Consider the following 15,586-nt stretch of genomic DNA (forward strand, 5'->3'; position numbering starts at 1 on the left):
GCCCGGCGGCGTCAGGTGCGTGCTCTGGGGGTCCCCCCTGCTCGAAGAGCTTGGGGGAGCGCCGGGCGCGAGTCCGCGTACGGATGGGGGCACCTCCCACGCCGTTCAGGCAGTGGGGGAGTACGTGGGCTTGTGCCCGGTGCGGCGAGAGTGCGTGCATGGCGTCGCCGGGCAGACGGGAGTTTGACGACAGGGCCTAGCGGGCCAGCAGCAGGACGGCCACGTCGTCCGTCAGGTCGCCGCCGTTGAGGTCGCGGGCCTCGTTCAGCGCGGCGCCGAGGAGTGCGTCACCGCTCAGGCCCAGCGCGATCTTGCGGCGGACCATGTCCACCATGCCTTCCTGACCGAGCCGCTGGGTGCCCTGGCCGACGCGGCCCTCTATCAGGCCGTCCGTGTAGAGCATCAGGCTCCAGGAGGGCCCGAGCTCCACCTCCTGGCGTGGCCAGCGGGCGTGCGGCAGCATGCCGAGCGCCGGGCCGTTCTCCTCGTACGGCAGCAGTTCGGCGGGGCCGTCGTGCGGGGCGAGCAGCGGTGCCGGGTGGCCGGCCAGGCAGAACCCGGCATGCCGGCCGTCCGGCGCGATGTCGACCGTGCAGAGCGTGGCGAAGATCTCGTCGTCGGCCCGCTCGTGCTCCAGGACCTGCTGGAGCGTGGACAGCAGCGCGTCACCGGACAGGCCCGCCAGGGTCAGGGCGCGCCAGGCGATGCGCAGTTCGACACCGAGCGCGGCCTCGTCGGGGCCATGCCCGCAGACGTCACCGATCATGGCGTGCACCGTGCCGTCGGGTGTGCGCACGGTGTCGTAGAAGTCACCGCCGAGCAGGGCGCGGGACCGGCCGGGACGGTACCGGGCGGCGAACTGCAACGCGGAGCCGTCCAGTAGCGGGGTGGGCAGCAGACCACGTTCCAGCCGGGCGTTCTCCTGGGCGCGCATCCGGGACTCGGTGAGCTGGCGCTGCGCGGCGTCGGCGCGCTTGCGCTCGACCGCATAGCGGATCGCTCGGCTGAGCAGCCGGCCGTCCAGCTCCTCGCGTACCAGGTAGTCCTGCGCGCCGACGCGCACCGCCTCCGCGCCGCGCTCCAGGTCACTGGAGCCGGTGAGCGCGAGCACGGCGTGCCGCGGCGCCAGGCGCAGGACGTCCTCCAGGATGGTCAGCTCTTCGGCGTGCTTCGTCAGGTCCGCCGAGTCCACGGCCTCGTGCGGGCCGGTGACCGTACGGTCACGTGCCGTGCCGCGCACCGCGCCTGCCGGGGCGGTGTCCCTGTCCCGGGCCTGCGTGGCGCCGCGCCGGCCGGCCGGGCGCAGCGCGAGGTCGAGCAGGATGCAGTGCACGTCGTCGGTGAGCAGCCGCTCCGCCTCGGTGAGGTTGCGGGCGGTGCGGACCTTGATGGGGTTGCCCGAGGCATCGAGCAGCTCCGGCACGTTCAGCGAACGCGCCGGGTCGTCCTCGATGACCAGGAGGGTGAGGTTGGTGCTGCCGGATGCGCCGGCGCGTCCTGGCCGGTCGGCCGGTCCGTCGATGTCGTCGCAGCCGTCGTCACCGTCGTGGTGATCGGCGTCATGGTGGCTGCCGGCGTCGGCGTCGTGCGTGGGGTGGCCGTCGGGCCGGTCGCTGCCGGTGCGCGGCACGACGCCGGTGTCCGACGCGGCACCGTGCGACGCATCGGCCGGGGATGCGTCGGCCGGTGTGGTGAGCGGGTCAGCGGTGGGCGCGTCGGTTGCCGTGCTCGCGCCGGACGATGCGAGTGCGCCGGCGGCGACGGGCCCCGCTGTGGACTCGGGTACCCCCGGAACCGGCGGAGTGTGAGCCTGACCACTCTCCGCGGCCGGGACATTCCTCTGCCGCGGTACGGGTACGGGCATCGGCTTGGTTCCTTCCCTCCCCCCGAGGGCATGGTGGAGCGACGAGCGACGATCCACCCAGAACGGGACCTTAGCGGGTGCCACGCTGGCAAGGGAATGCCACCAGGTAAACGACCAGCGTCATATGCCCCGTTCTCTGCCGCACTTGGACGGAAATCGACTGCACTGGAGATGACGAAAGTCACGCCTCCGTGGTTGCTTCCGGGCACGAACGATGCCGTGGGTCACGTGGCCTGACTCACGCGCGCCGGAGGCGTGCGCCCCTGGCGCGCCTGACTCATTTCACGCCGCATGGCACCGCGCGGTGCTGAACGGTGTTGGACGGCGCCACGCCGCCGCACGGTGCTGCCCGGCGCCGCAAGACGCGTGTCGGCGGCGCTTCCCGCCGCGTGACCGGCGGCGCTTCCCACGGTGCCGCCAGTCGCCTTTCAGTCGTGCGGTGCCAACGCCGCCCAGGTCACCGTTATTTCTCCCTGCCGCCAGCGTGCCGGGCCGTCCACCACCGGCCAGCGGTCCGTCAGGGCCCGTACCGCCGTCATCCAGCGCTGCCGGGCCCCGTAGGCCGCGTAGGGCGCGGCGGTTGCCCAGGCGCGGTCGAAGTCGCGCAGGAAGGCGTGGACCGGCTCGCCGGGGACGTTGCGGTGGATCAGCGCCTTCGGCAGGCGCTCGGCGAGGTCGGACGGGCGGTCCAGGGAGGCGAGACGGGTGGCGAACGTCACCGTGCGGGGGCCCTCCGGGCCCAGGGCGACCCACACGTGGCGCCGCCCGATCTCGTCGCAGGTGCCCTCGACGAGCAGGCCGCCCCGTGTGCCGCGGGCCGGGTCGGCCGGCGCCAGCCGGGCGCGGAGCCGCTGCCAGGCGGCGGCGACCTCACCCTCGTCGTACTGCCGCAGCACGTTCGCGGCCCGTATCAGCACGGCACCCGGCTCTGCCGGCGGCGCACCCGACTCCGCGTCCGCACCGACCGGTTCGCCCAGCGGGATCTCGAAGCCGCCGTGGTGGAAGGTGAGTCCCTCGCGGGCGTACGGCTGGGCCGCGGCCACCCGCTCCGGGTCGATCTCGATGCCGACGACCCGGGTGCGCGGCGCGGCGCGACGCAGCCGGTGCAGGAGTTCCACGGCGGTCCACGGTGCGGCGCCGTAGCCGAGGTCGACGGCCACCGGGGCGGGGGAGCGGCGCAGTTCGGCGCCGTGGACGGCGGCGATCCAGCGGTCCATGCGGCGCAGCCGGTTCGGATGGGTGGTGCCACGGGTCGCCGTCCCCACGACGGGACCACCCCGGCCCTTGGGGTTCGCCCGCTGCCTCAAAGCCTCCTCCGCTGCTCGAAGGACATGGGCGGGGGCACCTCGCACGCCCGTCCAGGGCAGTGGGGGACGACCCCCAGAGGTGCCCTCAGGAGGCGGGACGGCATGCGGGAAACCATGGAGACGAGGGTAGGCGGAAGCGCGCGGGGGGTCGGGCGACGAGACGGGGCGAGGGTGGGGCGAGCGGTGACGTGTGCGGCAGGGGAGGGGGGACGCGGGGGGACCCGAACGCCTGAGGAACGCCTGAGGAACGCATTACGGTAATGATTTGGCAAAGAGGAAATGGAAGCCGTAATTCCTATGTTCCACCCAACGGTGGAGGAAGCCGCTTCCTCCGTGAGTCATGTCCGCGCAGCCCACCGCCGGCCTGCACAGCCGCGGCCCCGCAAGGAGGACCCACAGGTGAGTCACCACGTGACCACGTTCGGGCGGCGTGTCTCCGCCGCCCCCACCCGACTGCGGCTACCCGGCACCATCCGCAGGCCACGGCGTGTAGCGATGCTCAGCGTGCACACCTCCCCCCTGCACCAACCGGGCACCGGCGACGCCGGCGGTATGAACGTCTACATCGTGGAGCTGGCCCGCCAGCTGGCCGCGAAGGGCATCGAGGTGGAGGTCTTCACCCGCGCCACCTCCGGTGACCTGCCCCCCGTCGTGCAGCTCGCGCCCGGCGTGCTCGTCCGGCACGTGGACGCCGGCCCGTACGAGGGCCTGGCGAAGGAGGAGCTGCCTGCGCAGCTGTGCGCCTTCACGCACGGCGTGATGCAGGCCTGGGCGGACCACCGCCCCGGCCACTACGACCTGGTCCACTCGCACTACTGGCTCTCCGGGCACGTCGGCTGGCTCGCCGCAGAGCGCTGGGGCGTGCCCCTGGTGCACACCATGCACACCATGGCCAAGGTCAAGAACGCCGCGCTGGCCGCCGGCGACACCCCCGAGCCGGCCGCCCGCGTGATCGGCGAGACCCAGATCGTGCGCGCCGCAGACCGGCTCGTCGCCAACACCTCCGATGAGGCCGACGAACTGGTCCACCACTACGAGGCCGACCCCGACGCCGTCGCCGTCGTGCACCCGGGCGTGAACCTGGACGTCTTCCACGAGGCGGACGGCCGCGCCGCCGCCCGCGCCCGGCTCGGGCTGCCGCAGGACGCCCTGATCCCGCTCTTCGCCGGCCGTATCCAGCCCCTCAAGGGCCCCGACGTGCTGCTGCACGCGGTGGGCGAGCTGCTGGAGGAGTGTCCGGGGCTGCGCTCGCGCATCGTCGTGCCCGTCGTGGGCGGGCCCAGCGGCTCCGGGCTCGCGGAGCCGGAGCGGCTCCAGAAGCTGGCCGCGCGGCTCGGCATCACGGACGTGGTGCAGTTCCGGCCGCCGGTGCGGCAGGACCAGCTCGCCGACTGGTTCCGGGCCGCCTCGCTCCTGGTGATGCCCTCCTACAGCGAATCGTTTGGCCTGGTTGCCATAGAGGCCCAGGCGACCGGCACTCCGGTGCTGGCGGCCGCGGTCGGCGGCCTGCCGGTGGCGGTGCGCCACGGCGTCACGGGGTTCCTCGTCCAGGGCCACGAACCCGCCGCTTACGCGCGCGTGCTGCGTGATCTCGCCACCGACCCGACCCTGACCGACCGCATGGGCGCGGCCGCCGCCCGGCACGCCCAGGACTTCGGCTGGGACGCGGCGGCCACGGCCACCGGCGAGGTGTACGAGGCGGCCCTGCACGACCACCGGCGCCGGCGCCGCGTACGCGACCGAGCCAGCTGACCTCTTCGGCGCGGGCGCCCGCCGGCCGTCTCCCGTACGCTCGCCCCATGGGTGACATGCGACGGGACGACGCACGGACGAGGGCCCTGGCCTGCATCGAGGCCGCGCTGCGAAGCGCCGGGCTGGACTGGGAGAGCCCGGAACACGGGGACTACGTCGTCCAGTTGCCCGGCACCCGGAAGCTGTCCACGACGGTCTCGCTGCGCGTCGGCCAGCACGCGCTGTCCCTGAACGCCTTCGTGATCCGCCACCCCGACGCGAACCAGGAAGGCGTCCACCGCTGGCTCCTGGAGCGCAATCTCAAGCTCTACGGGGTGAGTTACGCCGTCGACCGCCTGGGTGACGTCTATCTGGTCGGCAAGCTGCCACTGGCCGGGATCACCGAGGACGAGGTGGACCGGCTCCTCGGATCGGTGCTGGAAGCGGCGGACGGAAGCTTCAACACGCTCCTGGAACTGGGGTTCGCGGACGCCATCCGCAAGGAGTACGCCTGGCGGGTGTCACGCGGCGAGTCGACCCGCAACCTGGCGGCGTTCACGCATCTGACCGATCGTTCGACTTCCTGACGCGCTGCCGCCTTCCCGGGGTCTCCTTCCCCGGGCGTCCTTCCTCGGGCGTCCTTCCCCGGGTCCCGCTCCCCGGACCTCACTTTCCGATGCCAACCGTTGTTGTACCCCTTTTCGTACTCCGTGCGTCGTGGCATGCTCACGGTCGCACGTGGACTTGAACTGCGTTCACATACTCGGACGTCTATTTGGGGCGGCTGCGGACCGGTTCGTGGCCGGTCGACGTGCGGAGGCTTTCGGGCGGCGCACGCGGGAGGCGGGCTCATGGGGGACGTCGGAAACAGCGGGGGCAGCGGGGACATGGGGAACGCCGGGGGGACCAGCAGGCGCGGCGTCCTGGGCGGCGCCGTCGCGGTGGCCGCCGCCGTCTCCACCGCCGGCACCGGTAGGGCTCACGCGGCCCCCGCCGCCGGCACCGCGGGCAGCTCCGCGGCACCCGAGGCCTTCGGGGGCGCCGGGTCCGCGGGCCCGGCCGTGCGGGTCACGGCAGCGCGCACCCTGCCCACCCTCTGGCGGGAGTTCACCGCCACGCCCTTCACCCACCCCCAGGTCCCGTACATCGGCCGCGCCGGCTACCGCGCGGGTCAGCGGCGTTTCGCCCGCCCCCGTGTGGTGGCGAACGTGCTGGACCACGGCGCCCGACCGGACGGCTCGGCAGACGCCGCGCCCGCCATCAACGCGGCCCTTGCCGCGGCCGGGGCCGCCGGCGGCGGGACGGTCCTGGTGCCGCCGGGCCGGTACCGCATCGACGGCCTGATCCACATCGGGGACTCGGGCGTCGTGCTCAGGGGCGCCGGCAGCGACCGCACCACCCTGTACGCCACGAAGAGCCTCACCGACCTCATCGGCCCGTACGGATCCCGCTACGGCGGCGACAAGTCCAGCTGGTCCTGGGCGGGCGGCCTGATCTGGCTCTGCCCCGCCGACCGCTTCGGCTCCCTCACCACCGCCATCACGGCCAAGGACTGGCCGTTCGAGGGCTGGACCGGCAACAAGCGCGACGCGTGGCAGACCCTGACGACGGTCCTCCCGGCCCGTCAGGGCGACCGCACGCTGACGGTCGCCGACGCCACCGCGCTGCGCCCGGGCCACCTGGTCCTGCTACGGCTCGCAGACGACGCCGACCACACCCTCCTTATGCACATGGCGGGCGGCGGCCCGGGCCCCGAGGCGTACTACTGGGCCGACAAGACCAAGCTGACCAGCTACGTTCCGTACGAGTGGCCGGTGCGGATCACCGCCGTACGGGGCAGGCGGATCACCCTGGAACGCCCGCTGCCACTGGACGTACGCGCCGCATGGGACCCGCGGATCACCACCCATGTGCCGGAGCTGACCGGCGCGGGCGTCGAGGGCCTCACCCTGGAGTGCCCGGAGCTGCCGCAGGCCCCGCACCTGCTCGACAAGGGCTACAACGGCGTCGTCTTCCAGTGCACCTACGACTGCTGGGCCGACGACGTGGCGGTGCAGAACGTGGACAACGGCTTCGGTCTCGTCGCCGCCTCCGCGTGCACCCTGCGCCGCACCCGCGTGGGCGGTCGCGGCGAACACCACCCGTACTTCTGCCGCGAGGGCTCGCACGACAACCTCATCGAGGACTTCACCATCGAGCAGCGCACCGTCCCCGCGCCCGAGGGCACCCAGCTGCACGGCATCAACGTCGAGGGCCTGTCCAGCCACAACGTGTGGTCGGGCGGCGACATGCAGATGGGCACCTTCGACAGCCACCGCGGCCTGCCGTTCGCCAATGTGCGCACCGACATCACCGTCGACAACAACGGTCGGCACGGCGGCGACGCCAGCGCCGGGCCGCTGTTCGGCGCCCGCTTCACGCACTGGAACGTTCGAGTCACCAACGGACGGGCCGGTCTGGTCAAGATCGACGGACTCGCGCCGTACAGCGCCACCGTGGCGATCAGCGAGGTCAGCGAGTTCGACCAGATCGACGTGCCCGACTTCACCGGCGACCTGCACAGCCGCCTGGAGCTGTACGGCCGGCCCGACGGCGTCTGGCCACGCAACCTGTACGACGCCCAACGCGATCTCGAGCACTGAGTGGCCGCCGTGGCGCCTGGCGCCTGGCGCATGGCGCGTGGCGGGGACGAGCGGCAAGGGCGTACGCCTGGGGCGTAGGGGTGTGAACTTGGCGCGTTTACAGCGCACTTGTTGTGGCAGGCTGACACGCAGATGGTCGTGCGCCGACGTAGTACGACGATCAAGCCAACGACGACCATCCGATCCACCCGGAACCGGCCCGGAAGACCCCTGCGCGCCCGAGTGCACGCCGGGGGCCCACGGGTGCGGACCTCGGCCCAGCCCGGAGTACCCATGACGGCAGGAATGCCCAAGCCCCAGGTCGACACCAGCAAGCCCCACCCGGCCCGGGTCTACGACTTCATGCTGGGCGGCAAGGACCACTACCGGGTCGACGTCGAGGTGGGCGAGCAGCTGCCTCCCATCGCCGTCCGCGGCGCCCAGCTGAACCGCGACTTCATGCACCGCGCGGTCCGCTGGGTGGCGGGCCAGGGCATCGACCAGTTCCTCGACATCGGCGCGGGCATCCCGACGGAGCCGAACCTGCACCAGGTCGCCCAGGAGATCCAGCCGCACGCCAAGGTCGCGTACACGGACAACGACCCGATCGTGCTGCGGCATGCGGAGGCCCTGCTGGTGGGCACGGGGCAGGGCGCCACCGACTACATCCAGGCAGACGTTCGCGAGCCGGGCCAGATCCTCCAGTACGCCGCCGAGGTCCTGGACTTCGAGCGCCCCATCGCCCTCTCCCTGCTGGCCGTCATGCACTTCGTGACGGACGAGGAGGATCCGTACGGCATCACCCGGGCCCTCGTCGACGCCCTGCCCCCCGGCAGTTACCTGATCTTCTCGCACGCCACCTGGGACATGCTCCCCGAGGTACGCGAGTCGGTCGAGGGCGCCTACAACGGCGGCGGCATCAAGAACCGCGTCCGTACCCACCCCGAGATCGAACGCTTCTTCACCGGCCTGGACCTGGTCCCACCCGGCCTGGTGAACGCCACCGAGTGGTACCGGGACACCCCGGCACCCACTCGCGAGGCCACCACCATGTACGCGGGCGTGGCGCGGGTACACGGTGCACGGAGGCGCCGGTAAGGACGACCGGGTGGTGGCGACCGGACGGCAGTGCCAGGACACGCATGGGGACACGCATCAGGACACAGACGACGAGGTGACGGGTGCGGGCGGCGGCCATGCACACGGCACGGGTCCGCACCTACATACGGCACGGGTCCGCAACCGCCGGCCGCCAGGTGACGGGGCGCGACACGCCGGGGCCCGCCGCACCGGAGCGTGCCGCCGGGCCGGAGGCGCCCCCGCGGGCCCGCCCGCGGCATCCCCGCAGGCCACGGCACCGACCGTCCAGCCCGTGGCCGTCGGCCGTCCGACGTGCGGGGTTCGATTAGGCTCGGAGATATGGCCGACGCACCGTACAAGCTGATTCTGCTCCGCCATGGCGAGAGCGAGTGGAACGCGAAGAACCTGTTCACCGGCTGGGTGGACGTCAACCTCAACGACAAGGGCGAAAAGGAGGCGGTCCGCGGCGGCGAGTTGCTGCGGGACGCGGGTCTGCTGCCCGACATCGTGCACACCTCGGTCCTCAAGCGCGCCATCCGCACCGCGCAGCTCGCCCTGGAGGCCGCCGACCGCCACTGGATCCCGGTCCAGCGCCACTGGCGCCTGAACGAGCGGCACTACGGTGCGCTACAGGGCAAGGACAAGGCGCAGACGCTCGCGGAGTTCGGCGAGGTGCAGTTCATGCTCTGGCGCCGCTCGTACGACACCCCGCCGCCGGTGCTGGCGGACGGCGCCGAGTACTCGCAGCACGACGACCCGCGCTACGCGATGATCCCGCCGGAGCTGCGGCCGCGCACCGAGTGCCTGAAGGACGTCGTCGAGCGCATGCTGCCGTACTGGTACGACGCGATCGTGCCGGACCTGCTCACCGGGCGCACGGTCCTGGTCGCGGCACACGGCAACAGCCTGCGCGCCCTGGTCAAGCACCTCGACGGCGTCTCCGACACCGACATCGCCGGCCTCAACATCCCCACCGGCATCCCCCTCGCCTACGACCTCGACGCCGACTTCCACCCCCTCAACCCAGGCGGCACCTACATGGACCCGGAGGCGGCCGCGGCGGCCATCGAGGCGGTCAAGAACCAGGGCAAGAAGAGGTAAGCCATATCGATCAAGCCCCTGCCTGCGGGTCTCCCGTGAGCAGGGGCTTGATGGTGCGCGGGGCCTTCTCGGAGCCTTTTCTGAACCGTCCCTGGCCGTCCCTGAGCCGCCCCCAGGACGTCACAGGCGTGCACCGCGCTTCAGTCTCGCGGGCTCCATCGGGAGTGTCGGTCACCGGTGCTAGAACAGCCGCATGACCTACAGGTTCACGGCTCGACTTGCTTGCGGGCTCGACGAGCGGGACGAGGACGACTGTGTGATGGCGGGGGTGGCCGAGTCGGACGACGAGGAGGCGTTCTCGCTGTTGTTCATGTGTGGCGTCGACGAGCCCGATGCGCAGGACGTACGTCTGGGCATGGACACACACTGCCTCGTCACACCCGACCAGGGCACTGCTTATGGCTGTGTCCGGGAAGTGCGCCTGGATGGTGATGTGCTGCGGGTGACGTTGGACCCCTCGTCGCTGGACGCTCTCGGCTTGACCGATCCGGTAGTCGAGGCGTTGCTCCGGGCGCCTGCGGCGGACGTGGCACGCATGCGTGAGGTACTCCCGCGCATCCTGGCGTACGGGCGCTCAGCCGCCCGCCCGAGAGTGCTCAGGCTTTAGCCGAGGACAGCGCTGAAGGAAAGCTGTCGCCGAGGACAGTGCTGAAGGAAAGACGTACGCCCGCACCGACTCCGAAGTCTTGCCCTAGCCTCCCGAGCCGTGTCCTTCCTGGGCCTCGTCGAAGCCTTCGTCCCGGTTCCAGTGGAGGGTGACGTCGCGCTCGAAGGTGACCTGTTGTCCGTCCTTGGAGATGGCAGCCCGCTCCCAACCGTCGAAGTCCTTCGTGATGTTGGTGTCCCACTTCGTCAGGCCGTCGGTGCCGACGGCCGCGATGGACTCGGTCGGGGGCTCGCCGTCGTAGCAGTAGGTGCCGAAGTCCGCGATCGCCGCGACCGTTTCGCCTTTGGCCCGTAGCTCGATGCCCTGGCAGGCGTCGGTCTTCGTGCGGTAGATCAACGCCGGCTTGCTCCAGGCCCTGGCCTGAGGGCTGTAGTGCTGCTCGACAAGCCCCTTGCCTCGTCGGTAGTGCATGGCCACCCGGCGGCCGTCGTCGAGTTTCACCACGGCGTCGTACGGGCTGGGGCCGCCGCTCCAGGGTATGTCGCTCTTCTCCAGGGGGGAGGCGTTTGAGCGTGCGTCCTTCGCCGGCGGGTGGTCCTGACCGCATGCTGACACTGCCATCGTCAGCAGCAGGGCCGTCGAGCCCCAGGACAGCGCCTGCGCGGCGCACTTGTGCATGCCATGCCTCCCGTCACTTCACGCCGGCGTAGGACTCCTGGGTGATTCGGAGCCGCGCACTCGCACGCGCACTCTCACTCTCGTTCCGCTAGCTGACCCAGGTCCGGATCCAGGTCCAGGTCCAGGTCCAGGTCCACGGGATCCTTCCTGCGGAGCGCAGCCTTGGCGCCGCGAACGGAGCTGACCAGGGCCGTTGTCGACGCGGCAACGGTGATGGTGAGCATGGGTACCGTCAAGGCCTGACCGGCGTCGCTGTCGTTCACGCTCAATGCGGCGACGACCGCGACGCAGGCGATGCCCGTCGTCGTCACGGCCAACGCCATGACGACTCCGGACATGGCCAGCAGCCGCAGGACCCTGGCAGACGGTTGGCATCGGGTGACGACGACGGCGGGTGTCACCGCCATGGCTGTGAGGAACGCCGCCGGCCCCAACAACCCCAGAACCTCGACCCAGTACAGGGGCGGCGGACCGATCGAAGCGAACGCTACGAGCAGCTTCCCCACGATGTACGCGAGCAGCGTCGGGACGAGAACCACCAGGGGGTGCCAGGCGGCCCAGTTGCCCGTTCTGGAGGTCTCCGAGAGGAGCGCGATGGCGCCGATCAGCGCGATGAGCCCGCCGCCGTACATGGCGTACTCCGCAACGTCGAGCAGCCGGCGCACCAGCTCCGGAGCCGGCCAGAGGGCATCGGACAGTATCAGGCGCAGCATCGGCAGGGCGTACAGCGCGGCGCACCAGGTGACCCAGGTGGTGGCGACGCTCGCCTGCATGCGGCGGCGGCGTCCTTCGGTGGACTCGTCGGGTATCACCGGGTGGAGCCACGCCCGCAGCGCGCCGATGAGGAGGTCCGCGACGACGCCCGGACCAGCGCCGGTGTCCTCGACCAGCGCTTCGAGTTCCAGGCCGTAGCGCTCCCGGAACGAGGGAGGGTACGCCCGTAACGCCAACCGGGCTGCCATTTCGATCATGCGCCGGCCACCCTCAGCCGGGTCAGCCCGGTGCGGGCGAAGCGGGCCATCGCCCGGAGTCTGTCGTCGAGCACTGTCTGGCCTTCCGCGGTGAGGCGGTAGGGCCGCCTGCGTTCGTCCCCGTCCAGCGGGGCGACCAGGCCGCGTTCCTCCAACCGCGCGATGGCGGCATACAGCGTGCCTGGTCCCAGCTTGATGGACGTCTGCTCGTCGACGTCCTTGATGATGGCGTAGCCGTGCTTGGGGCCGTCGGCCAGGCTGGCCAGGATCAGCAGCGCGGGTTCGGCCCATCCGACGCGGTCCCGTTGACGCGGCACCCGTCCTCCCTCCCTCAACCTGAACTATTACGTTATACGGTATAGCGTTGTACGGGGTAGTGGTTCAGGTGTGCCAGGTCGGCCATGCCTGGGCGGGAGGCTTCGCGTGGAGGGGTCCGAGTGTCGGGCCTGCGGGTTCGGCACGGGGTGCGGGTTCGTCACGGGGTGTCGGGTGGCACGATGACGAGTCCGGCGACCTTCTCGTCCGCGTCGAACGCGACCCGGGCCTTCATGTCGCCGGCCTCGTAGCGCAGCGGGATGTCGACGACCGTGTGGTCGCCGATGCGCCGGACGAACGGCTCCTCATCGCCGAAGCTCTCGAACGCGCCGACCAGTCCGGCGACCGTGGCGAGGCCGCTGCCCCACACCTCGTCGGTGAACGCCTCCAGTACCTGGGCGTTGAAGGACTCCCGTGCCTCGTCCATACGGCCGTCGAGCACGGCTTTGGTGATCTCGACGGCGCGTTCCGCGGCTTCGGTCATGTGAACGGTCTTGTCCATGGGCTCTCCAGTGCGGGGATCGATGGGCTTGCCGAACCGCTGGAAGGCGGCCTGGCGGGTGACCCCGAGCACGTTGCCGATCTCCTGCCAGGTGTGACCGGCGTCCCGGGACTGCTGCACGCACAGCTTGAGCAACTGTTCGGCCGTGCTGCTCACGCTCTGGGAGCGTCGGACGAGGTCAAGGTAGGCAGGCGAGGTCAACGGGCTGGACGCCGAGGTCGCCAGGGTCGAGGCCGCTTCGGCCAGTTGGGCACTGATGGCGGCGAGGGTCGGCGGGGGATCTGTCATATGTAAAGGTTGCCTTTACGGCCGATCGATGTCAAGGATTCCTTTACATGTCGTCGTCTGCGTCGTCTGCGTCGTCTGCGTCGTCTGCGTCGTCCGAGCCGTCCGAGCCGTGCGGGCGGGCCGCTGCCCGGTCCCGCCCGCGCCCTCACGGCACCCGGCTCACGGCACCCGGCTCACGGCACGCCGATCACGACACGCACATGCAGAACTCGTTCCCCTCCGGATCACGCCAGACCTGCCAGAGGTCCTCTCGCATCTCGCCCACCGGCCGCGCGCCCAGTTCGGTGGCGCGCGTGACCGCCTCGGCGAAGTCGTCGGCGACCAGGTCGATGTGGACGCGGTTCTTCGCCCTCTTGGTCTCCTGGACCCGCTGAATGGCGAGGGTCGGCCCGAGGCTGATCCAGTCGGCTTCGCGTCGGGTGATGTCCAGGTCGAGCAGCCGGCTCCAGAACTCGGCCAGCAGGTCGAGGTCGTTGGCGTCGATCACGATGCCGTTGATGCGCATGAGGCTCGGTGTCACAGTCCCACCGCTCCGTCGATGCGCTCGCGGATCAGGTCGGCGTGGCCGTTGTGCCGGGCGTACTCCTCGATCATGTGGATGAGTACCCAGCGCAGCGACACCTTTCCGCGCCATGCGTCGGTGCCCGCGACATCGAGGTCCGGGGCCTCGGCGACGAGACGCTCGGCGAACGCCACCTCCTCGCGCCAGGCTTCCCATGCCGCCGCCACGACGGCGGGGTCCGGCACCGCGCCGTCGAAGGCTTCGTCGAGGTTCTCCGGCGAGGAGTGGAGCGGGGGCGCGTCCTGCCCGGCCAGCACGCATCGGAACCATCGGCGCTCCACGTCGGCCAGGTGTCGGACCAGGCCGAGCAGGGACAGCGTGGAGGGCGGGACCGTACGCCGGGAGAGCGTGGCGGCGTCCTCAACGCCGGCGCACTTCAGTTCCAGGGTGGTGCGCTGGGCCTTCAGGGAATCGGTGAGCATGGTTCGTTCGTCGCCCGTCGTGGGGCCACTGAAGCGACTCTCGGATTCGGGGGCGTCGAACAGCTCGGCCCTCCTCTTCGGGAGCGGCGCCCGCGTGGGCACGCCGGAGGCGATAGGGGAGGGGGGTCGTTCCCGGCCACTCGACCGCTCGAGCCGCTTCAACCCCTCCAGCCGCTCCAGCCGCTCCAGCCGCTCCTCAAGCTTCGCCCGGCACTGCGGCCAGTCTTGCTGCACGACGGAGTACATCGCGGAGTCGCGGAGCAGGCCGTCCTCGCCCGGTGCCCAGGACCGTGACCAGTTTCGCAGGACGCCTTCGAAGCGGGCGCCGACCGATTCGATCGCGGCGCGGGATCTGCTGTTGCGGGCGTCCGTCTTCAGGTCGACGCGCGCCACGTCCCAGTTCTCGAACGCGTGCTTGAACAGTAAGTACTTGGCCTCGGTGTTCACGCCCGTGCCCTGAGCCGACGCCGCGAGCCAGGTGAACCCGATCTCGACCGCGAAGCGCCGGTCGTCCCCGGGCCACATCCGCGGGTCCCAATACGCGGTGGCCCCGACGACCCGGCCCGTCCGCAGCGACACCTGTGCGTAGGGCGCGAGTTTGCCGGCCGCCGCGCGAGCGAGTTGCGCGTCGACGTACGCCCCGACCTCGGGGGCGGTGGGCACCCAGGTGTAGGAGTAGGAGTCCCGGTTCTCCTCCGCGGCCGCGGCCAGGCCCGACGTGTGGTGCCGGCCGAGCGGTTCCAGCCGCACCAGGGCGCCCTCCAGCATCGGCCCCTCCCATCGATTTCCCATCGGTTGCTCCTCGGGTCCGTAGACGTGGGAAGTTGTGTCCCGGGACCGCCCCGGCGAGTTCGTGCGCGGCCGGCCCGGGAGGGTGGTGACGCGCACGACTCCGTGGCGGTACCACGGGCTCTTTTTATTGCTTGTGCAAGCAGATAAGGTGGTCAGCAGTATGGCTGCTACGCAGGGATTCCGCGAGGGGCAACGCCCCGCCGACGACGCACAGGACGACCGCTGGTGCATGGCGGTGCGCCTGCTGGGCAACGTGGAGAAGCGGTTGGACGAGGCCCTGCAACACGGGCACGGCCTGCCGCTGTCGGAGTACCGCGCGCTGTGCGCGCTGAGTCGACCCGACAGCGGACCCGCACTGCGTATGGGCGAGTTGGCCGACCGGATCGGGTTGCAGCACAGCACCGTGACGCGTCTCGTCGGTCGGCTCGAGGCCCGGGGGCTTGCGGAACGGGCGTCCACGGCCGGTGACGGTCGGGCGGTCGCCGCGAGCGTCACCGCGGTCGGCCGCGAGCGCTACGCGGAGGCGACGCCCACGTATCGGGCGGCGCTCGGGGAGGCCCTGGACGCCGCCCTGACCAACGTGTACCTCGCCGATCTCGCCGCCTGGGTCCTCACGGGCGAGTCCGCGGTGAGCCCTGCTTCCGACGCTCCCGACGCCGACCCGCCCGCCGACGGGTGAGCGGCGTCACCGGCACCGGTCGTCCTGGCCTCCGCTCCGGCCCCCGCAGCACCGAATCGCCGACGG

General features: G+C 71.3%; 15 protein-coding genes and 1 pseudogene. 7 read left to right on the forward strand and 9 right to left on the reverse strand.

Annotated features, from left to right (window positions below; genetic code table 11):
• Nucleotides 1-196: 196 nt before the first annotated feature.
• Together NQO67_RS35080 and NQO67_RS35085 are read right to left on the reverse strand one after the other, a co-directional pair.
• On the reverse strand, nucleotides 197-1,864 hold the full coding sequence (locus tag NQO67_RS35080) for a SpoIIE family protein phosphatase (RefSeq protein WP_255954475.1): 1,668 nt from the start codon (nucleotides 1,862-1,864) through the stop codon (nucleotides 197-199).
• Between the two features lie 428 nt (nucleotides 1,865-2,292).
• A complete protein-coding gene (locus NQO67_RS35085; protein WP_255954476.1) occupies nucleotides 2,293-3,129 on the reverse strand; it encodes a class I SAM-dependent methyltransferase in 837 nt (278 codons plus the stop codon).
• Between the two features lie 441 nt (nucleotides 3,130-3,570).
• Between NQO67_RS35085 and mshA the strand changes: the two genes are divergently transcribed.
• From mshA to NQO67_RS35115, 6 genes are all read left to right on the forward strand, one after another.
• A complete protein-coding gene (mshA, locus tag NQO67_RS35090) occupies nucleotides 3,571-4,923 on the forward strand; it encodes a D-inositol-3-phosphate glycosyltransferase (RefSeq protein ID WP_255954477.1) in 1,353 nt (450 codons plus the stop codon).
• A gap of 56 nt (nucleotides 4,924-4,979) precedes the next feature.
• Complete coding sequence (locus NQO67_RS35095; RefSeq protein WP_374119239.1) at nucleotides 4,980-5,489, forward strand: type III secretion system chaperone family protein; 510 nt, start codon at nucleotides 4,980-4,982, stop codon at nucleotides 5,487-5,489.
• A gap of 264 nt (nucleotides 5,490-5,753) precedes the next feature.
• Nucleotides 5,754-7,544 carry a glycosyl hydrolase family 28-related protein gene (locus tag NQO67_RS35100; protein ID WP_255954479.1) on the forward strand — a complete coding sequence of 597 codons (1,791 nt, stop codon included), beginning with the start codon at nucleotides 5,754-5,756 and terminating at the stop codon, nucleotides 7,542-7,544.
• 273 nt (nucleotides 7,545-7,817) lie between these two features.
• Nucleotides 7,818-8,621 (forward strand): SAM-dependent methyltransferase, encoded by an 804-nt coding sequence (locus NQO67_RS35105; RefSeq protein WP_255954480.1) that lies wholly within the window; start codon nucleotides 7,818-7,820, stop codon nucleotides 8,619-8,621.
• Nucleotides 8,622-8,942: 321 nt separating this feature from the next.
• Nucleotides 8,943-9,704, forward strand: a complete 762-nt coding sequence (locus NQO67_RS35110; RefSeq protein WP_255954481.1) for a phosphoglyceromutase — start codon at nucleotides 8,943-8,945, stop codon at nucleotides 9,702-9,704.
• Between the two features lie 193 nt (nucleotides 9,705-9,897).
• Entirely contained in the window at nucleotides 9,898-10,311 is a 414-nt protein-coding gene (locus tag NQO67_RS35115) for an Imm10 family immunity protein (RefSeq protein ID WP_255954482.1), read from the forward strand.
• Nucleotides 10,312-10,395: 84 nt separating this feature from the next.
• Here the strand turns inward: NQO67_RS35115 and NQO67_RS35120 are convergent, their stop codons facing one another.
• The 7 genes and pseudogenes from NQO67_RS35120 to NQO67_RS35150 form a co-directional block, all read right to left on the reverse strand.
• Nucleotides 10,396-10,989 (reverse strand): hypothetical protein, encoded by a 594-nt coding sequence (locus tag NQO67_RS35120; protein WP_255954483.1) that lies wholly within the window; start codon nucleotides 10,987-10,989, stop codon nucleotides 10,396-10,398.
• A gap of 74 nt (nucleotides 10,990-11,063) precedes the next feature.
• On the reverse strand, nucleotides 11,064-11,960 hold the full coding sequence (locus NQO67_RS35125; RefSeq protein WP_255954484.1) for a hypothetical protein: 897 nt from the start codon (nucleotides 11,958-11,960) through the stop codon (nucleotides 11,064-11,066).
• Nucleotides 11,957-12,277 (reverse strand): PadR family transcriptional regulator, encoded by a 321-nt coding sequence (locus tag NQO67_RS35130; protein ID WP_255954485.1) that lies wholly within the window; start codon nucleotides 12,275-12,277, stop codon nucleotides 11,957-11,959. Before NQO67_RS35130 ends, NQO67_RS35125 begins: the two co-directional genes overlap by 4 nt.
• Before the next feature lie 158 nt (nucleotides 12,278-12,435).
• Nucleotides 12,436-13,065, reverse strand: coding sequence for a DUF3887 domain-containing protein (locus NQO67_RS35135; RefSeq protein WP_255954486.1), 630 nt, complete (start codon nucleotides 13,063-13,065; stop codon nucleotides 12,436-12,438).
• A gap of 187 nt (nucleotides 13,066-13,252) precedes the next feature.
• Entirely contained in the window at nucleotides 13,253-13,585 is a 333-nt protein-coding gene (locus NQO67_RS35140; RefSeq protein ID WP_255954487.1) for a VOC family protein, read from the reverse strand.
• Nucleotides 13,582-14,049: a DinB family protein gene (locus NQO67_RS35145; protein WP_255954544.1), complete on the reverse strand. Its 468-nt coding sequence runs from the start codon at nucleotides 14,047-14,049 to the stop codon at nucleotides 13,582-13,584. Before NQO67_RS35145 ends, NQO67_RS35140 begins: the two co-directional genes overlap by 4 nt.
• Before the next feature lie 186 nt (nucleotides 14,050-14,235).
• Nucleotides 14,236-14,841: pseudogene (locus NQO67_RS35150) on the reverse strand (GNAT family N-acetyltransferase); the annotation flags it as partial.
• Nucleotides 14,842-15,001: 160 nt separating this feature from the next.
• Between NQO67_RS35150 and NQO67_RS35155 the strand changes: the two are divergent.
• Nucleotides 15,002-15,520: a MarR family winged helix-turn-helix transcriptional regulator gene (locus NQO67_RS35155; protein ID WP_255954488.1), complete on the forward strand. Its 519-nt coding sequence runs from the start codon at nucleotides 15,002-15,004 to the stop codon at nucleotides 15,518-15,520.
• Nucleotides 15,521-15,586 lie beyond the last annotated feature (66 nt).

The organism is Streptomyces odontomachi (genome assembly GCF_024435355.1).
Lineage (GTDB): Bacteria > Actinomycetota > Actinomycetes > Streptomycetales > Streptomycetaceae > Streptomyces > Streptomyces odontomachi.

Bases quoted from the DNA above. Each gene is read 5' to 3' on its own strand.
- NQO67_RS35105 (WP_255954480.1), top strand. From the start codon at position 7,818: ATGACGGCAGGAATGCCCAAGCCCCAGGTCGACACCAGCAAGCCCCAC.
- NQO67_RS35100 (WP_255954479.1), top strand. From the start codon at position 5,754: ATGGGGGACGTCGGAAACAGCGGGGGCAGCGGGGACATGGGGAACGCC.
- NQO67_RS35125 (WP_255954484.1), bottom strand. From the start codon at position 11,960: ATGATCGAAATGGCAGCCCGGTTGGCGTTACGGGCGTACCCTCCCTCG.
- NQO67_RS35155 (WP_255954488.1), top strand. From the start codon at position 15,002: ATGGCTGCTACGCAGGGATTCCGCGAGGGGCAACGCCCCGCCGACGAC.
- NQO67_RS35095 (WP_374119239.1), top strand. From the start codon at position 4,980: ATGCGACGGGACGACGCACGGACGAGGGCCCTGGCCTGCATCGAGGCC.
- NQO67_RS35115 (WP_255954482.1), top strand. From the start codon at position 9,898: ATGACCTACAGGTTCACGGCTCGACTTGCTTGCGGGCTCGACGAGCGG.
- NQO67_RS35145 (WP_255954544.1), bottom strand. From the start codon at position 14,049: ATGCTCACCGATTCCCTGAAGGCCCAGCGCACCACCCTGGAACTGAAG.
- NQO67_RS35120 (WP_255954483.1), bottom strand. From the start codon at position 10,989: ATGCACAAGTGCGCCGCGCAGGCGCTGTCCTGGGGCTCGACGGCCCTG.
- NQO67_RS35110 (WP_255954481.1), top strand. From the start codon at position 8,943: ATGGCCGACGCACCGTACAAGCTGATTCTGCTCCGCCATGGCGAGAGC.
- NQO67_RS35080 (WP_255954475.1), bottom strand. From the start codon at position 1,864: ATGCCCGTACCCGTACCGCGGCAGAGGAATGTCCCGGCCGCGGAGAGT.
- NQO67_RS35135 (WP_255954486.1), bottom strand. From the start codon at position 13,065: ATGACAGATCCCCCGCCGACCCTCGCCGCCATCAGTGCCCAACTGGCC.